Here is an 18,393-nt window from a genome sequence, read left to right as displayed (position 1 = left end):
CGGTGTACCCCATCGCATCAAACCCTTACCATACGCGGCGATTGTTTCACCTGATTCATTTACGCTTCTTTTTTAGGCCTCTGATAATGAAAATAATCTCTCTGCGTCAGGCGACGCTGCTGATGTTGCCTGCCATTTTGCCGCTGCCGCTGCTGGCGGCAGATAATCAAAATACGCTGGTCGTAACGGCCGCGCCGCCGGAAACGGGCCTTAACGAACTCGACACGCCTGCCGCCCTGAGTGTGGTCAGCGGCGACGATATGCGTCAGGCAGCACCGCGCGTTAATCTGTCGGAAAACCTCAGCAGCGTGCCGGGTCTGCAGATCCAGAACAGGCAGAATTACGCACAGGACCTGCAGCTGTCGATGCGTGGCTTCGGCTCCCGTTCAACCTACGGCGTGCGCGGTCTGCGCATCTACGTGGATGGCATCCCGGCCACCATGCCGGATGGGCAGGCACAAACCTCCAATATTGATATCGGCTCAATTGATCATGTCGAAGTGCTGCGCGGCCCCTTTTCTGCGCTGTATGGCAATGCCTCGGGCGGCGTGATCAACGTGACGACCCAGCAGGGACAGCAGCCAACCACGCTTGAAGCCAGCAGCTGGTACGGCAGTTATGGCAGCTGGCGCAACAGCGTCAAAGCCAGTGGTGCGACCGGTGACGGCAGCCACGCCGGGGATGTGAACTACACGGTCTCCGCCTCACGCTTTACCACTCACGGCTATCGCGATCACAGTGCTGCGCAAAAGAACCTCGGCAATGCCCGGCTGGGCGTGCGGATCGATGATGTCAGTACCCTGACGCTGCTGTTTAACAGCGTTCACATTGATGCACAGGATCCTGGCGGTTTAACCGAAGCGCAATGGCGTGACAATCCGCGTCAGGTGGTGAGTAACGTTTCGCTCTATAACACCCGTAAAACGGTGGATCAGACTCAGGGTGGCCTGCGTTATCAGCGCCAGATGAGTGAAAACGACGACCTCAGCGTGATGCTCTATGCCGGGATGCGCGAAACCACGCAGTTCCAGTCAATTCCTGCCGCTGTTCAGCGCACTCCGTCTCATCCGGGTGGCGTCATCGCCCTGACCCGCCACTATCAGGGCGTCGATACCCGCTGGACCCATCGCGACACGCTGCTGTCGATTCCGGTGGCGGTGACCGGCGGCCTCGACTACGAAACTATGACCGAGCGCCGCAAGGGCTATGAGAACTTCACGGTCAGCAACGGCGTGACGCAGTTGGGTGAACAGGGCAATCTGCGCCGCAATGAACGCAATCTGATGTGGACGCTTGATCCTTATCTGCAGACCGCCTGGCAGCTGACCGATAAGCTGTCGCTGGATGCCGGCGTGCGCTTCAGCACCGTGAACTTTGACTCCAATGACTTCTATATCCGGCCTGGTAACGGTGACGACAGCGGTGAGGCGCGCTATCACAAATGGCTGCCCGCTGCGGCGCTGAAATATGCCTTTGACCCGGGCTGGAATGCCTATGTTTCTGCCGGTCGCGGCTTTGAAACTCCGACCATTAATGAGCTGTCTTACCGTTCAGATGACGCGACGGGCCTGAATCTGGGCCTGAAACCGGCCACCAGCGACACGCTGGAGATCGGCAGCAAAAAACGCATCGGCAATGGCCTGGTCAGCGCGGCGCTGTTCCAGACCGACACCCGTGATGAGATTGTGGCGGATGCCAGCAGCGGCGGCCGCACGACCTATAAAAATGCCGGTCAGACCCGTCGTCGCGGTCTGGAGTTAAGCCTGGATCAACAGTTCGCCTGGAACTGGCGGCTGAAGATGGCCTATACGCTGCTGGATGCGCGCTACCGCAGTAACGCCTGTGGCAGCGACAGCTGTGACGGCAATCGCATCCCTGGCATCGCCCGCAACATGGCCTATGCCGGACTCGGCTATCTGCCGGAACAGGGATTTTACGCAGGCAGTGAGGTTCGCTATCTGAGCCAGATCGCCGCTGAAGATCAGAACAACGTGAATACCCCGTCTTACACCGTGGCGGCGGTGAACAGTGGCTATAAGTGGCTGGTTGGGAACTGGACGCTGGATCTGTTTGGCCGGGTCGATAACCTGTTTGACCGGCACTATGTGGGTTCAGTGATTGTGAATGAGAGTAATGGTCGCTACTTCGAGTCAGCACCTGGCCGTAACTACAGTGTCGGTTTAACGCTGGGTTACGCCTTCCGCTAAAAGCATCCGGGCCACCCTGGCGGTGGCCCCGATCTACTCGCTAATCAGCCGCGTGTTTTCAACTGCGCCTTAATATCCTCACAGCTGCCGGTTTCACCCAGACGCGGGAAGATCAATTTTACGCTGTTGTTGTGGGTATCCATGTTCAGATCGGTCATCGCATCCGTGGCTAACGTGACGTTGTAACCCAGCTCATACGCCTGACGCGCGGTCGATTCCACGCCGATGCTGGTCGCAATACCGCAAATCACCACCTGAGTGATGCCGCGCTGTTGCAGCTCATCGTGCAGTGACGTGGCATGAAAAGCGCCCCAGGTTTTTTTGGTGACGGTGAGGTCATTCTGCTGCGGGGTCATCGCCGGAACCAGCGTCGCCCAGTCGGCAGGGAATTCGCCGCTGTGACGCCCCTGCTCGTTGCGGCCTGGCGCTCCACCGGCCACGTTAACCAGCACGACCGGCAGATCGTGTGCGCGAAACGCTTCGGCCAGATCGGCACAACGTTCGATCACTGGCTGCGGTTCGTGAACCAGCGGCAGCGCCACAATGCCATGTTGCAGGTCGATAACAATCAGCGCAGTTTTTGCATCAAGTGTGGTGACAGCCATGTTGAATCCTCGGGGTTAATCGTCAGTAAGTCGTTGCAATAGAGGGAGAATGTCGGTCAGCTGCTGCTGTTCTGCCGGGCTAAGCCGCGCATCCAGCGTCCGGACCAGCCAGTCATCGCGCATCGCGCGACTTGAGCTAATCACCGCGAGGCTTGATTCGGTGGGCCGATAGCGGGTTTTACGACCATCGTGGGGATCCGGCTCGCCGGTCACCAGTTCTGCCGCCACCAGCCCAGCGACAGTTGTGCCCATTGACTGAGTACGTACGCCCTCGGCAGCCGCCAGTTGCGTTACCGTCATTGCCCCGTCGCGCACCAGATGGCCCAACACCGCCACCTGCGACCAGGTGAGTTCGCCAGGCGGTGCCGACTCGCGTAACCGGCGGCCCAGTTTGCCCACCAGCATCCGCAGCATGGCAGCAGATTCAGTCAGATCGCTCATTACTCGTCTCCATCGATAAGCGAAAGTATAAAGATAGGAAGGTAAACTGTGTAGTTTGCTGCGGTATCAATTTGTAACGTCCGGGCGTTGCAGGTAGTGAATCAGGCTGTGGAAGCGCAGCGGTGTGCTGAGCGGGTTCCGGTAGCTGTGCGGCACGTCGGCCCTGAACTGAAAGGCTTCACCGGTAAGCAGACGCCGCCAGACATCCCCGACACCCAGCAGCAGTTCACCTTCAATCACCACTACCTGCTCCACGCAGCCTGCTTCATGGGGCGAAGAATGACTCTGCGCGCCCGCTGCCAGCTCCACTGCCAGCAGATCAAATCGGAGGTGTGGATCGTAAGGCAGCAGCGAGCGCACGGACATTTCGGCATTAGTCTGACTGAATCCTGTCGCTGTGCCGGGAGGTAGTGCGCTGCCGTCGATAAAAAAGGAAAAAGGCACGTTAAAACCGGTGGCGATCTTCCATAGTGTCGCCACAGTGGGACTCGATTCACCTCGCTCAATCTGCCCCAGCATCGCTTTACTGACGCCGGTTCGCTCCGCCGTGAGTGTCAGGCTCCAGCCATTGGCCTGGCGCAACTGTCTGAGCGCGCCGCTCAGGTGTTGCTGAAAATCTGCCATTTTCTCTCCTGAATTCCGGTCACGGGTCTATGACACCAGGGTAATAGTGTAACACTTGTGCGTTATAGCGCATCATGCGACTATGTGCGCTATAACGCACAACCTTACTGAGAGTCTGATCATGACGAGAGCGGAATCGTCCCGTTTTACCCTGCCGATGCTGGTCTCGGGTTTTGTTGCTGTGCTGGTGGGCTACAGCAGCAGCGGCGCAATCATCTATCAGATGTTTCAGGCGGCAGGTGCCTCGCCCGCACAGATTGGGGGCTGGCTGTCAGTGCTGGGCCTCGCGCAGGGAATTGTCTCAATAGGGCTGTCATTGCGTTATCGCATGCCGGTGCTGGCCGCCTGGTCCACGCCGGGCGCCGCACTGCTGGCGACCAGTTTCCACGGCATTTCGCTGAATGAGGCGGTTGGCGTCTTTGTTTTCGCCAACCTGCTGATTGTCGTGTCGGGTGTGACGGGTCTGTTTGCCCGGCTGATGAACCACATTCCCGCTTCACTGGCAGCGGCGATGCTGGCGGGTATTCTGCTGCGCTTCGGACTTCAGACCTTTGCCGATTTACAGAGCAATTTTGTGCTGTGCGGCAGCATGTGCCTGGCCTGGCTGCTGGCGCGTCGCTGGCTTACCCGCTATGCCATTCTGGTGACGCTGCTGGTGGGCGTTGTGATTGCGCTGGCGCAGCACGCTATCCACTTTCCGCAGCAGTCGATTATGCTGGCTCTGCCGGAGCCGGTGATGCCGCACTTTACCCTGGCCACGCTGCTGGGGATGGGCGTGCCCTACTTCCTGGTGACGATGGCCTCGCAGAATGCCCCCGGCATCGCCACATTACAGGCGCACGGCTACCGACCGCCGGTCTCGTCACTGATGAGCTGGACCGGATTGGCTGGCCTGCTGCTGTCGCCGTTTGGAGGCTTTTCGGTCTGCGTGGCGGCGATTACGGCGGCGATCTGCATGAGCGATGAGGTCGACGAAAATCCTCAGCAGCGCTGGCGGGCGGCGGTGCTGGCCGGCATATTTTATTTGCTGGCGGGCGTGTCCGGTGCGCTCATTGCCGTGCTGTTCAGTGCGCTGCCTGCGGTGCTGATCGAGGCGCTGGCGGGTCTGGCACTCCTGGCAACGCTGGGCGGCAGCCTGCATCGCGCACTCGATGTGCCTGCCGAACGAGACAGCGCGTTAGTGACTTTTTTGATCACGGCGTCGGGTGTTTCGCTGCTGGGTATTGGTCCGGCATTTTGGGGACTGGCAGGCGGCATCATCGCTCACCTGGTGCTGGTGCGCAGAACCGTCTGATGACGTGATACCCGCTGAAATATCGGTTATTTTTCCACCCGCCGATGAAAAAAACACTGGATTTACCTCCTTTTCTGCCGTTTGATTTGTCATTGCCCCGCGTAAAATCAACCTAATCGTCGATAACACGCGATTTTCTGCCTCAGACAACGACCGATAAGGGCCCAACAGGTGGCAAAAACTATTCTGCGCAGCGGTAATCTGGATGCGGTTCTGGCGTTAGGTGAAAATGGCCAGCCGGTCTTCGCCTCCGCACTGCAAATTCGTGAAACCCTGCGTCTGCGCCGTCAGGGCGCACTGGCAGATTGCCTGGCGATACCCCAGGCTAATGATCGGGGCGATCGCCTCGACTGGTATTCCCCTATTAACGGCCGGGTGAAATCCTGGCTGGGCGCCAGCGATCATGAACGTCGCGCCGCACTGCAGCAGCTTACCGCCTGTCAGCAGGATATGCAGGCACTCAGTACGCGCGCGCGCGCGGCAGAGAACCCGTCGATGCGCCTGTTTGGTGCCCTGCTGAGCAAAACCCTGCAATTCCCCGACCAGCAGTATGTCTATCTGGTTGATGGTAAACCGGTTATCACCTTCTGGGGCTTTGTCGATGCCCAGGCACGCAGTCGTGATGATGCACTGGCCTGCCTGCGTGAGACGCTGGATGAAAACCTGCCGGCTACACTGGTTGAACCGCTGCCTGAGCTGCCTGCCACGCCCGTGGTCGCTGAGCCGATCATTATCGCTGAGCCCGAACCTGAACCCGAAGCGGCGGCTGAACCGCTGCCGGTTGTGGTGCCTGCAGAACCTCAGCCAGCCGCGCCTGTAGCGGCTCGCCGCCCTTTCCGCATCTGGTATCTGTTACCGCCCGTGGCGATTGCCGCTGCCGTGACGGTGGCCGTGCTGCTGCATAAGCCTGAGCCTGTGGTTACACCGGTTGCGACAACGAAGCCCGCCACAGCGACGATTACAACGCCAGCACCGGTATCTACTCCAACACCGGTTGCGAGTCAGGCACCAGTTGCGGCAACACCGTCAGCTGCGACGCCTCCTGCGGAGACAGTAACGGCCGAGAAACCACCCGAGTCGCTGCCTCAGGTCCCGGCAAACGCGGGCACCACCGATGCCGCGCCTGCTGCCTCATCTGCTACCCTTGCCAGTGTGGTAACGCCGCCGGTGCCAGCTAAAGCTGATGATCTGATTGTAACGCCGGACGCCGTGCGTGAAGGCCAGGTACAGGTGATTGATGGCCGCTGGCGGGTCACTATCGACCAGATGCAAACGCCAACCGGTAAGCCGCCTGTGATGCGCTTCCAGTTTAAAAATGGCAAAGGCAGCGTGCAGGTCGCTCAGGGTAATACCACCTGTAAAGCCGATGTCAGCGCCGCCATGACCAGCGCGGGTAACCTGGTTATTGAGAGCCGCTATACGGCGAAGTGCCAGAACAATTCGCGCTATCGTATGCCGCTGCTGGTCTGCCATGCGAGTATAGGCGCCGCCGTGTGTGAAGCGCAGTATGCTGAAGACCGGGTTTTCCCGATGACGATTAAGCGTGAGAGTAAATAACGATGCTGGCTCCCCTGATCGATGACAAACAAAAAATTACGCTGATTGAAAACAGCGGTGTGCAGTTTCTGGATTTTGGCCTGCAACTCTCCGATACCCCGGCGCGCCGCCAGTTTGTGCGCCAGACCGCCAATGGCCCGCTGCTGCGCCTGAAGGTCGATGGCAACAGCGGTAAGTTTCTGCTCTATCCGGAAGATGGGGGTGCCGCTGAAGTGGTGCGCCCGGAGTCCGATATCGCCCTGGCAGACTCCCTGACCCTGCTGTCAGCCTGCTGGCTGCCCTTGCCGATGCTGCGCTGTGCCAGCGGACGTCGCTTTATTGGTGGCCCTGAAAACTGGGCGCGGATGCGCCTGGTTGCCCTGCCCACTCCTGATGCGGCGGGCAATACCCATCGCGTCAGCCTGGCTTTCGACACCCGCTGCGTGGCGGAACCGGACGGTGGCGAGCAGCTCGGCCTGAGCCCTGCTGATGCACAAAATGGCGTGACCTTTGCGCTCGCCTGGCACAACTACGAGCTGGGCGAATTTCTTGATCTGACCTGGGTTGACGGCTGGCTGCGCGAATCCTTTACCGACCGCGTGTCCGATCGCCGCGAACAGGCAATTAATCAGGCGCTGCGCGAGTTTGAGTATCAGGCGCACTACCTCAATCTGCTCGAGCTGCTGGGCGAACAGCTCGACCTCAGCGAAATTCACATTCAGGCTGCTACATTGCAGACCCCCGCGGTCAATGTCGATATCATTCTGGATGTCGGCAACTCCCATACCTGCGGCGTTCTGGTGGAAGATCATCCGGAAGAGAGTAACGGCCTGAAGCAGACCTATGAGCTGCAGCTGCGCGATCTCTCTGAGCCGCATCAGGTTTATAACGAGCTGTTTGACAGCCGTCTGGAGTTTGCTGAGACCCGTTTTGGTAAAGCGAATTTCTCGCTGGAAAGCGGTCGTGAACAGGCCTTTATGTGGCCGTCTCTGACGCGCGTCGGACGCGAAGCAAGCCGTCTGGCCCTGCAGCGAGTGGGACTGGAAGGCAGCACCGGCCTCTCCAGCCCGCGCCGCTATCTGTGGGATGAAGCGCGCTATCAGCCAGGCTGGCGCTTTAACACCCCTGGCGATCAGGCTGAACCGCTGGCCTACGCCGCACCCTTTACCACATTGCTGAACGACGAAGGCCAGCCGCTCTCTACGCTGGCTCCGGACGATCGTCTGCCGGTCTTTTCGCCGCACTACAGCCGCAGTTCACTAATGACCTTTATGCTGTGTGAGCTGCTGGCTCAGGCGCTGATGCAGATGAACAGTGCGGCACAGCGTCAGCGCATGCCACAGAGTCACGCGCCGCGTCAGCTGCGCCATGTGATCCTGACGCTGCCATCGGCGATGCCAAAGCCGGAGCGTGAAATTTTCCGCCGCCGGATGCAGGAAGCGCTGGCGCTGGTCTGGAAAGCGGAAGGCTGGCTGGCGGACGAAGATGAATTTACCCCCTCGCTGTCGCGTCAGACCCCGAAACCGCTGCCGGATGTGCAGATGGAGTGGGATGAAGCGACCTGTGGTCAGATGGTCTGGCTGTTCAATGAAACCCAGGTCAACTTTGCCGGTCGTGCCGAAGACTTCTTCAGCAGCATGGCGCGTCCGGACCGTCCGCGTGAGGCCGACGAACTGCCAGGAAAAAGCCTGCGTATCGCCTCGATTGATATCGGCGGCGGCACCACTGACCTCGCCATCACCCAGTATCGTCTGGACGATGGTCAGGGCAACAATGTCAAAATCACCCCGCGCCTGCTGTTCCGCGAAGGCTTTAAAGTGGCAGGCGACGATATCCTGCTGGATGTGATTCAGCTGTGGATTTTACCGGCGCTGCAGCAGCATCTTCAGAAAGCAGGTCTGACGCTGGCAGAACCGCTGATGAACAAGCTGTTTGGTCATGACAGCCGCATGGACGGTCAGGCGACACTGCGTCAGCAGGTCACCTTACAGCTGTTTATTCCGCTGGCGCAGGCAGTGCTGGAGCGTTACGAAAACTGGGATCCGCTGGAAAGTCACGCCGAGATCAACGCGCTGTTTGGCGAGCTGGTCGATCAGCCTCCGGGCGACGCGGTGCTGGCGTTTGTTAACGGTGAGATCCAACGCGAACTGGGTGGCAATAGCCGCTTTGACCTGCTGCAGGTGCCGCTGGTGGTCAGTCTGGCCCAGTTGCATGGCGAGTTTATGCAGCACCGGATGGCGATTATTCCGGCGCTGCGCTCAATGTGTGAAGTGGTGTCGCTCTATCAGTGCGACGTGCTGCTGCTGACCGGTCGCCCGTCGCGCTTCCCGGGTATTCAGGCGCTGGTCCGTCATCTGCAGCCGCTGCCGGGCAGCCGTATTCTGTCGCTGGAAGGCTATCACACCAGCGACTGGTATCCGTTTAACAAACATGGGCGCATCGACAACCCGAAATCCACAGCGGCAGTCGGCGCGATGCTCTGTCTGCTGGCGCTGGATCTCCGCCTCAGCAGCTTCTGGTTCCGCGCGGGCGATTTTGAACCCTATTCGACCATTCGCTATCTTGGCATGCTTGACGAAAACCAGGCGCTAACGGATGAGAACCTGTGCTACAGCGAAATTGACCTCGACAATCCTGGCTATGCGCTGGATAAAAAAAGCAGTTTCCGTATTCGTGGTAACGTCTGTCTCGGCTTCCGTCAGCTTGATAACGAGCGCTGGCCCGCCTCGCCGCTCTATAGCCTGACGCTGAACGACACCACGCTGGCGCGTAAGGTGGCCGGTGAGAGCGTGCTGCGCATCAAACTGGCCGTAAAAGCCGGCCCCGATGCCTCCGGCCCGGAAACCCTGGTGCTGAGCGATGCGCGCCTGGATGATGGCACCCGCGTGCCGCTGGAGCAGTTAAGTCTGAAGTTGAATACCCTGTCGGCGACCGGCAATGCCAATGCGCAATACTGGATTGACAGCGGGAGCGTGTGTAAACGATGAAAGCTTTGAAACCTCGTCAGCCGCAAACGCTGGCAAAACGCCTTAGCCTGCTGCAGGACGCCCTGAATAACAGCCTGACGTGGATTGAAACTACCCGCGAGCAGTCGCCACGACTGGCGCTGGAAGCCGAAACCCTGACGCTGCAGCTGCGTCAGGCGCGCGTGCAGGCGCAGGCACTGGCGCAGCAGGTCGCACGTCCGGTGACGCTGGCACTGTTTGGACAGTCACAGGCGGGCAAAGCCTGGCTGCTGAACGAAATGGTGGCTGATGCGCAGGGCCAGCTCGTGACCCGCATGGGCGATAAACAGCTGAGCTGGTTTCAGCACATCAATCCCGGCAATCTCGACTTTGCTACCGCGACCCGCTTCAGCCATCAGCGCGAGCCGCTCTCAAATGAGTGGCCGGTTGAACTGACGCTGCTGAGCGAAGCGGAGATTGTGCGGCTGATGGTCGCGTGTGCCGGAGAGACGTCGCCTGACACCGCGCAGATTGACAGCGCACTGCAGCGCCTGCAGCGTCATCGCCTCGCTACGCCGCTGGCCGGTCTTGACGGTGATGCACTGGTCACGCTCTGGTCCTGGTGCCGTCGTCGTTCACACCACGATGTGCGGCTGGACCGTCATTTCTGGCCGCAGGCGGTTGAGCTGGCGCCGTGGCTCAGCGTTGACGACCGGGTGCAGCTCTTTTCTCTGCTGTGGCCTGCTCAGCCGGAACTGAACGAGATGCTGCGCAGCCTGCTGCATCTTCGTCATCAGCTGCGTAACAGCACCCGCGTAATCGCGCCACTGAGCCTGCTGACCGACACCTCGCTGCTGCCGGCTGAGCAGCTGATTGTGCCAGCCAGCGAGCAGGATCAGCAGCAGCTGGTCGAAGTCTGCCCGCTGAACGGTAACCGCATCGGCAAGGCGCAGAACGTTCCGCTGGGATTACTGGCGCTGCTGACGCTGGAAGTGCTGGCGCCACTTAGTTCGACGCCGCGTACCGCCCTCTATGATGATGCCGACATGCTGGAGCTGCCCGCGCCGGGTCAGTCCGGTGATGCGGCCACCCAGGAAGATCGTCAGCGTCTGCAACAGCAGGATCCCCTGCGTGCGCAGCTGCTGGCGCAGAAACGCGCCCTGCTGCCTGGTCTTTATGCCGCGCGTCAGGCGATTGACCTGCTGCTGGTTTGTACCGCAGCCAGTCACCGTCAGGATGTGGATCTCGCCAGCGAAACGCTGCGCGAATGGCAGCGTCAGCAGCCCGCTCAGGAATCGGCAGAGAAACCGCGCCTGATCTGGGCGATTACCCCGTTCGATGCCCGTCATCAGCTGGTCAATGTGGATGAAGCGGTGCAGCGTCAGATGGGACAACCGGGTCAGCACTGGGGATCGATGCTGGCACTGGATCGTGCGGGCGTCGACCGCATGGCAAGCTGGTTACAGGATGAGATGCAGCCGGAAGCCCGCCGCGACCTGCTGCTGGCTCAGCTGGCGCAGATTCAGCACACCGTGGTTGAGCGGCGTTTACTGCCCTGGACCGAAGCGGGTGCCAGTCCGGAACAGGCGGCACGCAAACAGAACATCGCCGACACGCTGCTGAAGTGTTTGCAGCATCGTACTGGCCTGCATGGCGAACTTCTGGAACGCCTGCAGCCGCCGCGTGAGGCGCTGCGCCAGCTCTGGCTCAATCAGTCGGCGCTGCAGGGCAGCAAACCCACGAACAGCCAGGCACCGGAAAATCAGTTCGGCATCGGGTTCGAATTTGACCTGTTCAGTGAAAGCCCGGCCGAAGCACCGGTTCAGCCGCGTCAGAGCCTGCAAAGCGCTCAGCAGTTCCCGCGTCAGGTGCTGCTGCTGTGGCTGGATCATCTGCGTCAGCTGCCGGAAAACCGCAGCCTGCTGGCGTTGCTCAACGTGGACAAGGCGACGATGGAGTGGCTGGTTGAAGAGTTAATCACGGCCGGTTTCCGTACCGATATCGCGCAGAAACTGCAGCAGGCGCTGCATGAGCCCGATTCGCAGAGCGTCAGCCATGAATCACGCGCCGATCGTCAGGTGACGCGGGCGATGACGGTGCTGGGGGATTTTGTTGCCTGGCTCGGCTTTTTACAGCGCCCTGAAAGCGAACGCCCCGACAGCCGCGTTAACCGGGGTCAGGTGATATTCTCACGTCCTCCGGCGCCCAGCGTCAGCTTCAGTGCCGGTCAGCGTCTGACTAAACTCTCAGCGGCCCCGGCTAACCATACGGCCTATTATATCTACGACTGGCTGGTGGGGCTGAATCAGGTCATCATTGAGAACAATGGTTATACCGGCGGCGGCGATCTGCCACTGGCAGCCCGTGAAGCGCTGGTTGCCCTGCTCAGGCCACTGCGCGCTTAATCAATGATCAGGCGCAGTTCGCCCTCCAGCGACTGCGCCGCCTCTTCCAGCAGCGCCAGCACTGGCGCTAAATCGGCCTGATGCGCAGCATAGTGTTGCAGCCATACCGTAGCAGGCAGCGCCATCCCACCCGTCAGCCAGTCCCATAACGCATCCAGATTATGTCCGAACGTCTGCGGACAGCCGCTCTGATCAGCAAGCGCCTGATAAAAGGCCGCGCGCGTGGTGAGCTGATGCAGGTCAAAGGTCAGATTAAGCATGATCAGGGTACCTGTCTGAAGCTGCGGTAGTGATCGGTGGAGAGAAACACCAGCCCGTCAGAGGAGTAGACCAGACGATCGGCGTCGCGATGACCACAGCGATAATTCACATCCGCTTCATACCACTGACGACCTGCACGCGATGGCAGACGTTTTTCACGGTTGGTAAATCGATCGCCGCCGATAGCTTTTCCTGGCAGAACTTCGCAAAGATTGCCTTTGGCTGGATTCCAGCCACGCTTACGCGCATCGCTTTTAGTGAGGTAGTAGTCCGGCAATTGCTGATGCTGCAGCACCCAGCGGGCCACGGTATGGGCATCGGTCAGGGTGGCGATATCCGCCTGGGCAGGTGTAGAACCCGTGTTCAGATAAGGTTTCAGGCCGTAGAAACAGGCCGCGAGGACAAGGAAAAGTCCAATCCAGAGTTTTTTTGACATGATGGCATCCGAGACAACAGGACGCAGATGATACCAGTTTTATGCACAGAGAAAAGCGCGGGCCAGACAAGCTGGCCCTGGCGAGGTTAAGCTGCGTGCGATTCCCCGCTGTGACGACGCCATGCACCCGGCGCGACACCATACTGACGTTTGAAACTGCGGTTAAAGGATTGCTGCGAGTCGAAACCTAACGAGATCGCCACATTGAGAATCGGCTCATCGGTGGTGGTCAGGCGATCAGCTGATTTTTTCAGCTTCTTAACGCGGATATATTCACCCAATGGATAACCGGTGTGCTCTTTGAACATACGCTGCAGGTGCCATTTGGAGTAACCCGCACGCTCTGAAACGGTATCCAGATCCAGACGTGCTTCGATGTTGTTATCAATCCAGTCGATTAAATCGTGAATAAAGGCATCACTCATCATTCCAGTCTCTCCTGTCGCCGTGGCGAAAAGTATTAGTATCAGTTGCAGTTACACTTAAGGGTGGCTGACTATGCCATTTAATGCAAGTTTTATTAGTACATTAAATGCCGCACTCTTTGTAGGGTTTATGCTGATCTGTTCAGGTCTTCATCGCCCTGCCCAAAACCGCACATAAAGTGTATCTGTTATTCTTGCAGTTGCCAGCCCCGCAAGCCTACACTCACCGCGATTAATTGCAATCTTAAAAGTTGCAAATATTGGCCTGCAGGCCGCCTGTTTATATCTATCGCGGAATAACAACAATGATTACGAACCGGGTTCGTCAGGGTTTAACCCTCTTAGGGATGGTACTGCTCATCACTCAACTGAGCGGCTGCGACAAGGGTGTGGCGCAAAACGCCCCGCCGCCACCGCCTGAAGTGAGCGCCGCACCCGTGCTGATCAAGCCAGTCAGTCAGTGGGACAACTTCAATGGACGGGTGGAAGCAGTGCAAAGCGTGCAGTTGCGTCCGCGCGTCTCGGGCTACATCGACTCGGTTAACTATCGGGAAGGCGATGAAGTCAAAAAAGGTCAGGTGTTGTTTACCATTGATGACCGGAGTTACCGCGCGGCGCTGGAGCAGGCCAAAGCGGAACTGGCTCGTGCACGCAGCCAGGCGAGTCTGGCCCGCAGTGAGTCCGGCCGCAGCGAGAAGCTGATCGGCACACAGGCGATTTCCCGCGAGGCGTGGGAACAGCGTCGTTCTGCTGCCAGTCAGGCGCAGGCCGATGTGCTGGCCGCAGAAGCCGCGGTCGATATGGCGCAGCTTAACCTGGACTTTACCCGCGTCACCGCACCGATTGATGGTCGCGCCAGCCGCGCGCAGATCACCGCTGGTAACCTGGTCACCGCTGGCGACAGCGCCAGCGTGCTGACCACGCTGGTGTCGCAGCAGCAGATGTATGTCTACTTCGATGTCGATGAGAACACGTTCCTCAACTATCAGGCGATGGCGCGTCAGGGCCAGCAGCGTCATGCGCTGCCGGTCGAGATTGCGCTGGTTGGCGAACAGGGTTTTCCGCATCAGGGCAAAATCGATTTCACGGATAACCAGCTGACCGCCAGCACGGGCACTATTCGGATGCGCGCCCTGCTCGACAATCAACAGCGTCAGTTTACGCCGGGTCTGTTTGCCCGCGTGCGTCTGCCAGGCAGCGCGCAGTTCGAGGCGGTGCTGATCGATGATAAAGCGGTGTTAACCGACCAGGATCGGAAATATGTCTACGTGGTGGATGGAGAAGGCAAAGCGCAGCGGCGCGATATCCAGCCCGGCGCGATGATAGATGGCCTGCGTATTGTTAAGTCGGGTCTGCACGCCGGTGACAAGGTAATCATCGCCGGTCTGCAAAAAGTGTTTATGCCCGGCATGCCGGTCACTGCTCAGCAGGTCGCCATGCGTGCGGCAGCCGCTCAATAATTCGAGGCCGCTATGGACTTTTCCCGCTTTTTTATCGACCGGCCAATTTTTGCTGCGGTGCTGTCGATCCTGATTTTTGTCACCGGCGTCATTTCCATCCCGTTACTGCCGATCAGTGAATATCCCGACGTCGTGCCACCCAGTGTGCAGGTGCGTGCTGAGTATCCTGGCGCTAACCCGAAGGTGATTGCAGACTCCGTGGCGACGCCACTGGAAGAGGCGATTAACGGCGTCGAGAACATGATGTACATGAAGTCTGTGGCCGGTTCGGACGGCGTGCTGGTGACTACCGTCACCTTCCGTCCAGGCACCGATCCCGATCAGGCACAGGTGCAGGTGCAGAACCGCGTGGCACAGGCGGAAGCCCGTCTGCCGGAAGATGTGCGTCGTCTGGGGGTAACAACCCAGAAGATGTCGCCGACCCTGACGCTGGTCGTTCACATGTTCTCACCCAACAATACCTATGATTCGCTCTACCTGCGTAACTACGCCACGCTGAAGGTGAAAGATGAGCTTGCGCGTCTGCCGGGCGTCGGTCAGATCCAGATTTTCGGCGCAGGCGAATATGCGATGCGCGTCTGGCTTGATCCCAATAAAGTCGCGGCGCGTGGTCTGACCGCCTCTGATGTGGTGACGGCGATGCAGGAGCAGAACGTGCAGGTTTCTGCCGGTCAGCTGGGTGCCGAGCCACTGAAAAAGCAGAGCGATTTCCTGCTGTCGATCAACACGCAGGGACGACTGGAGAGCGAGCAGGAATTCGGCGACATCATCCTGAAAACCTCAGAAGATGGCTCGCTGGTGCGCCTGCGTGATGTGGCGCGGATTGAGATGGGTTCAGGCAGTTATGCCCTGCGCTCGCAGCTGAATAACAAAGACGCCGTTGGTATTGGTATCTTCCAGGCGCCTGGTGCTAACGCCATTGACCTCTCCAATGCGGTTCGCGCCAAAATGGATGAGCTGGCGACCCGCTTCCCCAACGATGTGAAATGGGCCGCGCCTTATGACCCGACGGTGTTTGTCCGGGACTCTATTAAAGCGGTGGTTCAGACTCTGCTTGAAGCGGTGATCCTGGTCGTGCTGGTGGTGATTCTGTTCCTGCAGACCTGGCGCGCCTCGATCATTCCGTTGCTGGCGGTGCCGGTTTCTATCGTCGGTACGTTTAGCGTGCTCTATCTGCTCGGCTTCTCGCTGAACACCCTGAGCCTGTTCGGACTGGTGCTGGCGATTGGTATCGTGGTGGATGACGCCATTGTGGTGGTGGAGAACGTCGAACGTAATATTGAGATGGGACTTTCGCCACGCGCAGCGGCGCATCAGGCAATGCGAGAGGTCTCCGGGCCGATCATTGCGATTGCGCTGGTGCTTTGCGCGGTGTTTGTGCCGATGGCGTTTCTGTCGGGCGTTACCGGGCAGTTCTACAAGCAGTTTGCCACCACCATTGCGATCTCCACGGTCATCTCGGCTATAAACTCACTGACGCTCTCGCCTGCGCTGGCAGCGATGCTGCTGAAAGGTCATGATGCGCCGAAAGATCGGTTAACGCGGATCATTGACGCGCTGTTTGGCTGGCTGTTCCGTCCGTTTAACCGCTTCTTCCAGCGCAGTGCGCATGGCTATGAATCACTGGTTGGTCGCACGCTGCGTCGCCGTGGTGCGGTGTTTGGTGTGTATGTGCTGCTGCTGGCCGGTGCTGGTTTTATGTTCCACACCGTGCCAGGTGGATTTATCCCAACACAGGATAAGCTCTACCTGATTGGCGGCGTGAAGATGCCGGAAGGCTCGTCACTGGCGCGCACCGATGAAGTGATTCGTAAGATGAGTGAAATCGGTATGCAGACCGAAGGCGTCGCCTATGCGGTGGCGTTCCCCGGCCTGAATGCGTTGCAGTTCACTAATACGCCAAACAGCGGAACGGTCTTCTTCGGCCTGAAACCGTTTAATGAGCGCAAACATACGGCAGCGGAGATCAACGCGGAGATCAATGCGAAGATCTCGCAAATCCAGCAGGGGTTTGGCTTCTCAATTATGCCACCGCCGATTCTGGGGCTAGGTCAGGGTTCCGGTTATTCGCTCTATGTGCAGGACCGTGCCGGTCTGGGCTATGGCGCATTGCAGACGGCAATCAATACGCTGTCGGGCAGCATCATGCAGACTCCAGGGATGCACTTCCCTATCTCCTCCTATCAGGCCAACGTTCCGCAGCTTGATGTGAAGGTTGATCGGGATAAAGCCAAGGCACAGGGCGTGTCGCTGACTGCCCTGTTCAGCACGTTGCAGACCTATCTTGGCTCATCTTATGTGAATGACTTCAACCGCTTTGGCCGCACCTGGCGTGTAATGGCGCAGGCGGATGGCGATTTCCGCGACAGCGTGGAAGATATTGCTAACCTGCGCACCCGAAACGACCGCGGTGAGATGGTGCCGATTGGCAGCATGGTTAACATCACCACCACCTATGGCCCCGACCCGGTGATCCGCTATAACGGCTATCCGGCGGCGGATTTGATTGGTGATGCCGACCCGCGCGTGCTCTCTTCAGCGCAGGCAATGAGCCAGCTTGAGGCGATGTCCGGTCAGCTGTTGCCGAACGGCATGAACATCGAGTGGACTGACCTGAGTTATCAGCAGTCAACTCAGGGCAATACCGCGCTGATTGTCTTCCCGATGGCTGTCCTGCTGGCGTTCCTGGTGCTGGCGGCGCTTTATGAGAGCTGGACGCTGCCGCTGGCAGTGATCCTGATTGTCCCTATGACGATGCTCTCTGCGCTGTTTGGCGTCTGGCTGACCGGCGGTGACAACAACGTCTTCGTGCAGGTCGGACTGGTGGTGCTGATGGGGCTGGCCTGTAAGAACGCGATTCTTATCGTGGAGTTCGCACGGGAGCTGGAGATTCAGGGCAAAGGCATTGTGGAAGCGGCGCTGGAAGCGTGTCGCCTGCGTCTGCGTCCGATTGTGATGACCTCCATCGCCTTTATCGCTGGCACCATACCGCTGATTCTGGGTGAAGGCGCAGGTGCAGAAGTGCGCGGCGTGACCGGCATCACCGTTTTCTCCGGTATGCTCGGCGTGACGTTGTTCGGCCTGTTCCTGACGCCGGTGTTCTATGTCGCCCTGCGCAAACTGGTGACGCGCCGGTCTGGCAATGTAGAGTCAGTGACGGTGTAAACCACAGAAGTTAATCAGGGCGATCAACTGATCGCCCTTTTTTTATTTGTGATTCATTGATTGCCTGTCAATCCGGCTTCGCGGGTTAACGCTGACCTAATTTTTCATTCAGCGTTTCAATGATAAACGCATTGAGTGAGGTTTCATTTTCAGCTGCCGCCTGAGTCAGGCGCTCTCCCAGCGATTCAGGGTATCGCAGCGTGAAGGTTTTGATTTTTTCCTGCTCAGCGTAAGGATTGATGCCGGAGGCTGCACAATCTTCCAGGTATTCGCGCAGCGAAATGTCGCCCTCTTTGTAGAGGCCCTGTACGCTGTCAGAGACAAAATCACAGTAACCTGACAGGCCAGTAAAGCGTCCACGGAACATATTGAGTTCGGGGACATAGGTGATCACCGCGGGTTGCCCGGCGACGTTAGCCAGATCTGAATGATTATCCATCTTTGGCCTCCTGCATTCTAATTACCTGAATATCAGCAATGGATTTTCTAAATAATAAATTGATTAATAATATAAAACTTACCATACATATATCGGTACACTTCAGTGGAAGCGAACGTGATCTGACTCATCTTACGCTCCCTCATTTCA

General features: G+C 58.6%; 14 protein-coding genes. 7 read left to right on the top strand and 7 right to left on the bottom strand.

Annotated features, from left to right (window positions below):
* Positions 1 to 86: 86 nt before the first annotated feature.
* Entirely contained in the window at positions 87 to 2,207 is a 2,121-nt protein-coding gene (pqqU, locus tag H7K52_RS04980; protein WP_182629775.1) for a TonB-dependent receptor PqqU, read from the top strand.
* A 44-nt stretch (positions 2,208 to 2,251) separates the two neighbouring features.
* Here pqqU and H7K52_RS04975 read toward each other — a convergent pair whose 3' ends face one another.
* The 3 genes from H7K52_RS04975 to H7K52_RS04965 all read right to left on the bottom strand — a co-directional run bounded on the left by H7K52_RS04975 (position 2,252) and on the right by H7K52_RS04965 (position 3,877).
* Complete coding sequence (locus H7K52_RS04975; protein WP_110411445.1) at positions 2,252 to 2,812, bottom strand: isochorismatase family protein; 561 nt, start codon at positions 2,810 to 2,812, stop codon at positions 2,252 to 2,254.
* Between the two features lie 15 nt (positions 2,813 to 2,827).
* Entirely contained in the window at positions 2,828 to 3,253 is a 426-nt protein-coding gene (locus tag H7K52_RS04970) for a MarR family winged helix-turn-helix transcriptional regulator (protein WP_003853479.1), read from the bottom strand.
* Positions 3,254 to 3,319: 66 nt separating this feature from the next.
* On the bottom strand, positions 3,320 to 3,877 hold the full coding sequence (locus H7K52_RS04965) for a helix-turn-helix domain-containing protein (RefSeq protein WP_039660285.1): 558 nt from the start codon (positions 3,875 to 3,877) through the stop codon (positions 3,320 to 3,322).
* Positions 3,878 to 3,998: 121 nt separating this feature from the next.
* Between H7K52_RS04965 and H7K52_RS04960 the strand changes: the two genes are divergently transcribed.
* The 4 genes from H7K52_RS04960 to H7K52_RS04945 all read left to right on the top strand — a co-directional run bounded on the left by H7K52_RS04960 (position 3,999) and on the right by H7K52_RS04945 (position 12,057).
* Positions 3,999 to 5,171, top strand: coding sequence for a benzoate/H(+) symporter BenE family transporter (locus H7K52_RS04960; protein ID WP_039660287.1), 1,173 nt, complete (start codon positions 3,999 to 4,001; stop codon positions 5,169 to 5,171).
* A 171-nt stretch (positions 5,172 to 5,342) separates the two neighbouring features.
* Positions 5,343 to 6,728 (top strand): SrfA family protein, encoded by a 1,386-nt coding sequence (locus tag H7K52_RS04955; RefSeq protein ID WP_110411447.1) that lies wholly within the window; start codon positions 5,343 to 5,345, stop codon positions 6,726 to 6,728.
* Positions 6,729 to 6,730: 2 nt separating this feature from the next.
* A complete protein-coding gene (locus tag H7K52_RS04950; RefSeq protein ID WP_008926244.1) occupies positions 6,731 to 9,694 on the top strand; it encodes a virulence factor SrfB in 2,964 nt (987 codons plus the stop codon).
* On the top strand, positions 9,691 to 12,057 hold the full coding sequence (locus H7K52_RS04945; RefSeq protein WP_003853470.1) for a virulence factor SrfC family protein: 2,367 nt from the start codon (positions 9,691 to 9,693) through the stop codon (positions 12,055 to 12,057). Before H7K52_RS04950 ends, H7K52_RS04945 begins: the two co-directional genes overlap by 4 nt.
* On the opposite strand, the gene H7K52_RS04940 is transcribed toward H7K52_RS04945, so the two are convergent.
* The 3 genes from H7K52_RS04940 to H7K52_RS04930 form a co-directional block, all read right to left on the bottom strand.
* Positions 12,054 to 12,317, bottom strand: coding sequence for a barstar family protein (locus H7K52_RS04940; protein WP_003853468.1), 264 nt, complete (start codon positions 12,315 to 12,317; stop codon positions 12,054 to 12,056). The two genes, H7K52_RS04945 and H7K52_RS04940, sit on opposite strands and share 4 nt — an antisense overlap.
* Positions 12,318 to 12,319: 2 nt before the next feature.
* Positions 12,320 to 12,754: a ribonuclease domain-containing protein gene (locus H7K52_RS04935; protein WP_003853465.1), complete on the bottom strand. Its 435-nt coding sequence runs from the start codon at positions 12,752 to 12,754 to the stop codon at positions 12,320 to 12,322.
* Positions 12,755 to 12,840: 86 nt separating this feature from the next.
* Positions 12,841 to 13,182, bottom strand: coding sequence for a helix-turn-helix domain-containing protein (locus H7K52_RS04930; protein WP_003853463.1), 342 nt, complete (start codon positions 13,180 to 13,182; stop codon positions 12,841 to 12,843).
* A gap of 302 nt (positions 13,183 to 13,484) precedes the next feature.
* On the opposite strand from H7K52_RS04930, the gene H7K52_RS04925 reads away from it, so the two are divergent.
* The gene (locus H7K52_RS04925) at positions 13,485 to 14,639 is read left to right on the top strand and encodes an efflux RND transporter periplasmic adaptor subunit (RefSeq protein ID WP_003853461.1); all 1,155 of its coding nucleotides are present in this window, start codon (positions 13,485 to 13,487) and stop codon (positions 14,637 to 14,639) included.
* 12 nt (positions 14,640 to 14,651) lie between these two features.
* Positions 14,652 to 17,804 (top strand): multidrug efflux RND transporter permease subunit OqxB, encoded by a 3,153-nt coding sequence (oqxB, locus tag H7K52_RS04920; RefSeq protein WP_182629774.1) that lies wholly within the window; start codon positions 14,652 to 14,654, stop codon positions 17,802 to 17,804.
* 85 nt (positions 17,805 to 17,889) lie between these two features.
* Here the strand turns inward: oqxB and H7K52_RS04915 are convergent, their stop codons facing one another.
* On the bottom strand, positions 17,890 to 18,243 hold the full coding sequence (locus H7K52_RS04915) for a type II toxin-antitoxin system HicB family antitoxin (RefSeq protein ID WP_039660293.1): 354 nt from the start codon (positions 18,241 to 18,243) through the stop codon (positions 17,890 to 17,892).
* Positions 18,244 to 18,393 lie beyond the last annotated feature (150 nt).

This window comes from Pantoea hericii, from assembly GCF_014155795.1.
In the GTDB taxonomy this organism is placed as follows: Bacteria; Pseudomonadota; Gammaproteobacteria; order Enterobacterales; family Enterobacteriaceae; genus Pantoea; species Pantoea eucalypti.
The sequence above is the reverse complement of the archived record's forward strand: the minus strand, read 5'-3'. Positions and strand labels throughout refer to the sequence as shown.

What these genes read in the sequence shown, in the direction of transcription:
- pqqU (WP_182629775.1), top strand. Translation starts at nt 87, where the DNA reads ATGAAAATAATCTCTCTGCGTCAGGCGACGCTGCTGATGTTGCCTGCC.
- H7K52_RS04975 (WP_110411445.1), bottom strand. Translation starts at nt 2,812, where the DNA reads ATGGCTGTCACCACACTTGATGCAAAAACTGCGCTGATTGTTATCGAC.
- H7K52_RS04970 (WP_003853479.1), bottom strand. Translation starts at nt 3,253, where the DNA reads ATGAGCGATCTGACTGAATCTGCTGCCATGCTGCGGATGCTGGTGGGC.
- H7K52_RS04965 (WP_039660285.1), bottom strand. Translation starts at nt 3,877, where the DNA reads ATGGCAGATTTTCAGCAACACCTGAGCGGCGCGCTCAGACAGTTGCGC.
- H7K52_RS04960 (WP_039660287.1), top strand. Translation starts at nt 3,999, where the DNA reads ATGACGAGAGCGGAATCGTCCCGTTTTACCCTGCCGATGCTGGTCTCG.
- H7K52_RS04950 (WP_008926244.1), top strand. Translation starts at nt 6,731, where the DNA reads ATGCTGGCTCCCCTGATCGATGACAAACAAAAAATTACGCTGATTGAA.
- H7K52_RS04945 (WP_003853470.1), top strand. Translation starts at nt 9,691, where the DNA reads ATGAAAGCTTTGAAACCTCGTCAGCCGCAAACGCTGGCAAAACGCCTT.
- H7K52_RS04940 (WP_003853468.1), bottom strand. Translation starts at nt 12,317, where the DNA reads ATGCTTAATCTGACCTTTGACCTGCATCAGCTCACCACGCGCGCGGCC.
- H7K52_RS04935 (WP_003853465.1), bottom strand. Translation starts at nt 12,754, where the DNA reads ATGTCAAAAAAACTCTGGATTGGACTTTTCCTTGTCCTCGCGGCCTGT.
- H7K52_RS04930 (WP_003853463.1), bottom strand. Translation starts at nt 13,182, where the DNA reads ATGATGAGTGATGCCTTTATTCACGATTTAATCGACTGGATTGATAAC.
- H7K52_RS04925 (WP_003853461.1), top strand. Translation starts at nt 13,485, where the DNA reads ATGATTACGAACCGGGTTCGTCAGGGTTTAACCCTCTTAGGGATGGTA.
- oqxB (WP_182629774.1), top strand. Translation starts at nt 14,652, where the DNA reads ATGGACTTTTCCCGCTTTTTTATCGACCGGCCAATTTTTGCTGCGGTG.
- H7K52_RS04915 (WP_039660293.1), bottom strand. Translation starts at nt 18,243, where the DNA reads ATGGATAATCATTCAGATCTGGCTAACGTCGCCGGGCAACCCGCGGTG.